4 protein-coding genes and 1 pseudogene are annotated in these 7026 nt (G+C 73.1%); 2 read left to right on the top strand and 3 right to left on the bottom strand.

Annotated features, from left to right (window positions below; genetic code table 11):
• Positions 1-740 precede the first annotated feature (740 nt).
• Positions 741-2006, bottom strand: coding sequence for an adenosylmethionine--8-amino-7-oxononanoate transaminase (gene bioA, locus ND748_RS21275; RefSeq protein WP_251747752.1), 1266 nt, complete (start codon positions 2004-2006; stop codon positions 741-743).
• Between the two features lie 285 nt (positions 2007-2291).
• Between bioA and ND748_RS21270 the strand changes: the two genes are divergently transcribed.
• Positions 2292-3164, top strand: a complete 873-nt coding sequence (locus ND748_RS21270) for a rhomboid family intramembrane serine protease (RefSeq protein WP_251747751.1) — start codon at positions 2292-2294, stop codon at positions 3162-3164.
• Between the two features lie 267 nt (positions 3165-3431).
• On the opposite strand, the gene ND748_RS21265 is transcribed toward ND748_RS21270, so the two are convergent.
• On the bottom strand, positions 3432-4205 hold the full coding sequence (locus tag ND748_RS21265; RefSeq protein WP_251747750.1) for a nucleotidyltransferase domain-containing protein: 774 nt from the start codon (positions 4203-4205) through the stop codon (positions 3432-3434).
• Between the two features lie 255 nt (positions 4206-4460).
• On the opposite strand from ND748_RS21265, the gene ND748_RS21260 reads away from it, so the two are divergent.
• Complete coding sequence (locus ND748_RS21260; protein ID WP_251747749.1) at positions 4461-5783, top strand: MFS transporter; 1323 nt, start codon at positions 4461-4463, stop codon at positions 5781-5783.
• Between the two features lie 154 nt (positions 5784-5937).
• Here ND748_RS21260 and ND748_RS21255 read toward each other — a convergent pair.
• A pseudogene (locus ND748_RS21255) lies at positions 5938-7026 on the bottom strand (hypothetical protein); the annotation flags it as partial.

Raw genomic sequence — 7026 nt, 5'->3', positions numbered from 1 at the left:
CGCGGAAGGGCCGGGGCGGTCGGTCCACTCCGGCCCGCGACCGGCCGCCCCGATCGGCCCGCGGGCGGGGGTTCCCAGGGCCGCCGTTTCCAGCGCCGCCGTTCCCAGCGCCGCCGTGCCGGGAGCCAGCGACCCCGGAGCGGTCCAGGCCGGCCATGCGCAGCGCCGGCGGACAGGTTGCGGGCGGGCGCGGCTGCGGCCGGGGGCTGCGCACCCGTATGCGCACCCGCAGTCGTCGCCACGCCCGGCGGGCGCCGCCCAGCAGTACGCAACCAGGGCGGCGTGGCAGTCGTAGGCGTAACGGCATTGGCGGATGGCCTTCCTCGTTCTCGTCCGCGGCCGTGGTCGGCCGGAACCGCCCGGTGAAACCAACCTCGTCGTTGCTACTCACAGTGAATCGTTGAGAACGAAGAGTACGAAGACGTTCGCGTCATTCGCAACCGTCGTAATGGCGTGGCTAACTGCTCCGCAGCGACGGCCAGCCGAATTCTCCCGCCGCGACGGGCCCCGAACTCGTTCCGGAAATGGCAGCTGACCTGCGACGACGAATGGGGTGACGAAAGCGCCCGCGCCGGGGCCCACCGGCCGCCATCCACTCCACGACGCCCGCAGAGAGACCACACACGACACGCCCGGGAATCGGCGTGGCTCCGCGTCTGGGACCAGTGTCGGCCGAGCCGCGGACCACCCGAGGACCAGTCCTCGCCGGCCCAGGTGGTGCCGGCCCAGGCGGTGCGGGCTCAGGTGGTGCGGGCGACTGCCTCGACCATCGCCCCGGTCAGGGTGGCGACGTCCGCCGGCGACGTGATGAACGGCGGCATCGTGTAGACCAGCCGGCCGAAGGGCCGCACCCAGACGCCCAGCTCCACCAGCAGCGGCTGGATCACCGTCATGTCGACCGGTTCCCGCGTCTCGATCACGCCGATGGCACCGAGCACCCGGACGTCGGCCACCCCCGCCAGCTGGGCCGCCGGGGCGAGGCCCGCGGTGAGCCCCGCGGAGATCTCGGCGACCCGCGCCCGCCAGGGTGAGGACAGCAGCAGCTCGACGCTGGCGTTCGCGACGGCGCTCGCCAGCGGGTTACCCATGAACGTCGGGCCGTGCATGAACGCCCCGGCGGGCGAGTCGGACACCCCGGCCGCCACCTCGTCGGTGCACAGCGTCGCGGCCATCGACAGGTAACCGCCGGTCAGCGCCTTGCCCACGCACATGATGTCGGGGCTGATCCCGGCGTGGTCGCAGCCGAACAGCTCCCCCGACCGGCCGAAGCCGACGGCGATCTCGTCGGCGATGAGCAGCACCCCGTGGTGGTCGCACAGCTCGCGCACCCGAGCGAGCCAGCCGGGTGCGTAGAAGCGCATGGCCCCGGTGCCCTGCACCACTGGCTCGAGGATGACCGCGGCGACCTCGTGGGCGTGCCCGGCGAGCAGCCGCTCGAACTCGGCGACGTCGGCGTCCTCGCACGGCTCGTCGTAGGCGCACGTCGGCGCCGGGGCGAACAGGTGGCGCGGCAGGAGCTGGCTGAACAGGTGGTGCATCCCGGCATCCGGGTCGCAGACGGACATCGCGCCCGAAGTGTCGCCGTGGTAGCCCCGACGGATGGTCAGCAGTCGGGTCCGCTCCGGCCGACCGCGGCCGGTCCAGTACTGCAACGCCATCTTGATGGCCACCTCGACGGCGACCGACCCCGAATCGCAGAGGAACACCCGACGCAGCGGCTCGGGGGTGATCTCCACCAGCGTCTCGGCGAGGCGCACCGCCGGCTCGTGGGTCAGGCCGCCGAACATCACGTGCGACATCGACCCGAGCTGGGTGCGCACGGCCTCGTCGAGCACGGGATGCCGGTAACCGTGGATGGCCGCCCACCAGGAAGACATCCCGTCGATCAGCTCGCGGCCGTCGGTCAGCGTGAGGCGCACCCCGGCGGCGGACGACACGGCGAACAGCGGCCCGGTGTGCGACGCCGAGGCGTAGGGGTGCCAGACAGACCGCCGGTCCCGGGCCACAAGATCGGCCCCGCCCGTCCCGTCCGTACCGCTCGCCCGAGCGCCGGCTGGCGACGGGAGGTCCGGAGACGTCGAGGTGGGCACGGCGGCGACGGCGGCTGAGGGCTTCACCCCTCCCACTCTGGTGCATCGACGACGCGGGCGGCCTTCCCGGACGATGCGTGCGCGACGCACGTCACGCACGCCGGCCCCGACCGCCGGGCCCACGGGCCGCCCACCGGCCGCGATGTCGACCAGCCGTGCCCGACGGCGACGCCGCCCAGCGCACCGGGCAGGATGGGCGGCGTGGTCATCCCGATTCACGACATCAACCCGCTGAGCCGGCGGCCGATCATCACCTGGCTGCTGATCGCCGCGAACGTCGTCATCTTCGTCTTCTTCGAGCCCGTGGTGAGCTCGGTCGCCGGGATCGGGACCTCGACCCCACAGAACGTCTGCGAGCAGCAACGGTTCTTCCAGCAATGGGGGGCGATACCCCGGGAGCTGCTACACAACGCCCAGCTCTCGGCCGCCTACTCCGGCCACATCGGCGTCGACGCCGCCGGCAGTCCCGGCTGCATCGTGCAGTCGCCGCCGAGCTTCGACAAGATTCCGCTGCTCTCGGTCCTGACCGCGATGTTCCTGCATGGAAGCTGGCTTCACCTCATCGGCAACATGCTGTTTCTCGGAGTCTTCGGCAACAACCTCGAAGATCGCATGGGCAGGCTGTTCTACCTGCTCTTCTATCTGGTCTGCGGGTACGCGGCCACGTACGGCTTCGCGCTGTTCCAAAGCGGGTCGTCAAGCACCCTGATCGGCGCCTCGGGCGCCGTCGCCGGGGTACTCGGCGCCTATCTCGTACTGTTTCCCAGGGCACGAGTCATCGGCCTGGTATCCGTCCTGTTCTTCCTGCCGTTCTGGTTGCCGGCCTGGATCGTCCTCGGTTTCTGGTTCGCGCTGCAGTACGTGTACTTCACCGGATTCGGCGTCGCCGACGGAGGCGCGGTCGCCTACGGTGCGCACGTCGTCGGCTTCATCGTCGGGGCGCTGCTCGTCGCGCCGTTCATCCGCCAGCTACGCGCGGCCGGACCGGGCACGCCGCCCCGGGTGCCGCAACACCGGTGGATTCGCGGGACCGGCGCCTCCTCCGCCGCAGCCCGGCATCGTCGAAGCTACTGATCTTCCTCGGTGCGGGGTGGTCCGGTTCCGCGGGGCCGACCGACCAGCAAGATCCACATCGCTAGGCGGCCTGGTCAGGCAGCTTGGCGGTGCGGTGTCGTCTTCTGGGGTGTGGGGTTCTGGGACGGTAGGAAACAGATCTACTTGGCCACTCCGAGTTGGCAGGTCGCGGATGTTGGCCAGTGCCAGCGCCGCCGGACGCGGCCGTTGTTAGCAAATGCCGGCATATCCCGCAGCGTAAACAGCTGCTTCGTGCCTTGCTGGGGATCAGGGCAATGGGAGGAGCGCGGCCTGCACCGCCGCCGCGCAGAGCTCTTCGGAGACGTCCACGAGCCTGCCGGCGGCCTGCGGATCGGCGTGGGCAGCTGCGACGAAGTGGTCAACGTGGCGCAGGTTCGCGCGGGTGAGCAGAGTCTTGTCGTTGGTGACCCATTCGCCGCGCGCCGCCAGCACGGCATGCGCGGCTTGGGAGGTTGCCTGGGCGACCAAACCGGCGCACTGGGCCAACCGGCTTCGGGGGGCGTGGTTGACCCGTGCGTAGTCGAAGGTCAGGCGCGCGTTGTCCCACCAGACTGTGGGCGCCTGTTTCCGTAGCGCCGCCGGGTAGTCCACCGTGGGCAGCTGGCCGCGTAGCACCCGGCTGACCGCGAGTTCCGCGAGGACGAGGTAGGACGGGATGCCGGCGAGGTGGAACATCAGCGGCTCGATGCGGAACCGGCCCTCGGCCGCGGCGGCGAGCTCCTCCTCGACAACGTCGAGATCGCGGTAGTGCACGTCCGTGCGGCGTTCGTCGACGTCCAGCCAGGCACCGCCGTTGAAGACGCCGCCGCCCCAGGCCCCGACCTCGAACACCTCGCCGGGCCAGCCGAGGTCACGCAGCGCTTGGGGCTCGAAACGTCCCCGGTAGTAGACCGCGAAGTCCCAGTCGCTGTCCGGCCGGTGGGTGCCCTCGGCCCGTGACCCACCGAGGCTGACCGCCTGAACCCCGGGCAGGCTGGCGAGGTGCTCGGCGACGTGGTCGAGGAAGGCGACGTCGTCCATGCTCGGACGTTAACCCGGCTCGACAGAGGGCCGATGATCACGTGCCGACGTTCTCCCATCCGCCTCGGCAGGCCGTCCCCGCACCACAGGCATCGCCCTTCCGCAGCCGTCGCGCCGCCGTCGCGGGGCACCACCCGAGCCGCCGAGCGGCCGTGGGGACCCGGCGCGGCGAAGGTTGGACCGCCCACGGCACGCTCCTGGCCAGGGCAAATTCCGTTGGCATCCGGCGGTGCATTGCGGCACGCTTGACCGGCTATGACCGACCCGTCCCCGATATCCGCCCTCGTTACCAGTGGTCCCGAGACGCCCCCGCCCGGCGGGGGTGGAAACGTCTACCGGCGGACCCTCGCCACCCCCGGCGCGGCCCGGTTCATCGGGCCGGCATTCGTGGGACGGCTGCCGATCGCCATGCACGCGCTGGGCACGGTGCTGTTCGTGCAGGACCGGTCCGGCTCGTATGCCGTGGGCGGCGCGGTCGCCGCCGCCGGTGCGCTCAGCGAGGCGGTGTGCGTGCCGCGGGTGGGCCGCGCTCTGGACCGTCTCGGCCAGGCCAGGATGCTGGTCGCCGGGCTCGCTGGGCACCTGCTCGGCGCGGCGGCGCTGCTGGTGACGGTCTGGGTCGGTGCCCCCCGCCCGCTGTGGTTCCTCGCCGCGGTGGTCGCCGGCGGCTGCCTGCCGCCCGTCGGGACCTGTGTACGGGCCCGATGGAGCGCGCTCCTGGGCGGCGGCGCCCTGTTGCCCGCCGCGCTCGCGTTGGAGGCGGCGATCGACGAGCTGGTGTTCATCCTGGGGCCCACCCTGGTGACGGTGCTGGCCACGCTCGTCGACCCCGCCGCCGGCCTGCTGGCCTCGGCGGTCCTGCTCGGCATCGGCGCCATGGGGCTCGCGCTGCAGCACGGCACCGACCCGGGGCCCCGGGCGGCGTCGACCGCGCCACCGGAGCGGATCATGCGGCGGCCCGACACCCGTACACTGGTTGCGATCGTCTTCGCGATCGGGATCGGCTTCGGCGGGATCGACGTGGCCATGGTCGCCTTCGCTCGCGAGGAGGGGCTGGCGGCCATCGGCGGGCTGCTGCTGGGCATGTTCGCGGCCGGCTCGGGAATCTCCGGTCTGATCACCGGCGCCCGCCCGCACAACCGCCCGCTGCGGGCCCGGCTGCTGCGCTCGATCGAGCTGCTGACGTTCGGCCTCTCACTCCCGCTGGCCGGGGTCGGCGTCGCCACGATGATCCCGCTGACCGTCCTCGCCGGCGCCACCGTGGCCCCCACGATGATCGACGCGAACGCGATGATGGAGCGGATCGTCGGGCCGGGCGCCCGCACCGAGGGCTTCGCCTGGCTCACGATGGCGGTGGTCGGCGGCCTCGCCGTGGGCTCCCCGCTGGCCGGCCGTCTGATCGACACCGGGGGCGCCCGGCTGGGCTACCTCGTGCCGGCTGGCGCGGGCCTGCTCGCCGGCCTGACGGCCCTGCTCGGGCGCCGACACCTCCCGGACGTCGATGCCCATAACCCCGCCCCGGCCGGCGTCCCGCGCCCCGCCTCCGAGACCATCGGCGCGGCCGCTCTCACCGACTGACCGCCCCCGTCCACGGCGTCAGGAGACTGTTCGCCCGGCCAACCGCCGCCCGACGACCGCTCGCCGGGCGGCGGTTGGCCGGGTGGGGGCTGGAACCGGGTGGGGGCTGGGACCGGGCAGGGGCTGGGACCGGGCGGCGATGACCGGAGGCCGCTCAGGAGGCGCTGTCGTCGCCCGCCTGGCCTGCGGTCCCCTCCCCGGTCCCAGCGTCAGCGGGGCTGCCAGTCTCGGCGGTGGGAGCCGGCGCGCCGGACGTGGCCGGCACAGCAGGCGAGGCCGGAGCAGCGGGCGAGGAGGCAGGCGAGGTGGATGCAGTGGTCAGGGTGGGCGCAGCGGTCGAGGCGGGCGCAGCAGTGGCGGCGGCGACCTCGGCGGGCCGGCGACGGAGCAGGCCGCGCCGGGCCCCGGGACGGGGTGTCTCGGCGTCACAACGCCGCTTGCGGCCCTTACGCCCCGCCGCGGCGACGACGGTGGCGTCATCACCCGTGCCCTCCGCTGCCTTCGCGGCGGGATCCGCGGCCTCGGCCTTCTCCGCGGACTCGGCCTTCTCGGCCAGCTCGGGCTCCTCTGCGGCCTCGGCCTTCTCGGCGGACTCGGCCTTCTCGGCAGACTCGGGCTTCTCGGCCAGCTCGGGCTTCTCGGCCAGCTCGGGCTTCTCCGCGGCGTCGGCCGCATCGGCGAGCTCGATCCGATCAACGGCCACCGTCTCGTCCACGGCAGCGGTTGCGTCGACAGCCTCCGCCGCGTCGGCCGGCACAGTCCCTTCGCTCGGCTCGGCCGCACCGGCGGACTCGGCTACCTGAACCGGCACCGCATCGGCGAGTTCGGCGGCACCCGCATCGGCGGCCGGCTCGGCGGCTGGCGTCGAGGGCAGCACCTCGGTGGCACCGGTTTCCGTCGAGGTCGCCGGGGTGGCGCCGTCGGACGCGGCGGGTCCGTCGCTGTCGACGGAGCCCTCGGCGTCGGCGGAGCCTTCGGCGTCGACGGAGCCCTCGGCGCCTGCCGCTTCGACGAGGGTCCCGTCGGCCACGGCCACGGCCTCGCTCGTCGCCGGCCCCGTCTCCGGTTCCGCCGTCTCCGGTGCGGCCGCTGCCGGCTCGGCCGGGGTCTCGGCCGACGGCACGGCGACCGGCTCGGCCGGCTCGAGTTCGGTCGGTTCGGGCACGGCCAGCTCGGCGACGTCCGGCGCGATCAGACCGCCGATGTGCACCAGGACCACGGCCCGGGTGTTGGGCGTCACGAC

Origin of the sequence: Frankia sp. AiPs1, from assembly GCF_023716945.1 — a bacterium.
Classification (GTDB): domain Bacteria; phylum Actinomycetota; class Actinomycetes; order Frankiales; family Frankiaceae; genus Frankia.
This window is presented reverse-complemented; position numbering and strand designations above follow the sequence as displayed.

Excerpts from the sequence above, each read along its gene's own strand:
- ND748_RS21265 (WP_251747750.1), bottom strand. The coding sequence starts at position 4,205 with ATGGACGACGTCGCCTTCCTCGACCACGTCGCCGAGCACCTCGCCAGC.
- ND748_RS21260 (WP_251747749.1), top strand. The coding sequence starts at position 4,461 with ATGACCGACCCGTCCCCGATATCCGCCCTCGTTACCAGTGGTCCCGAG.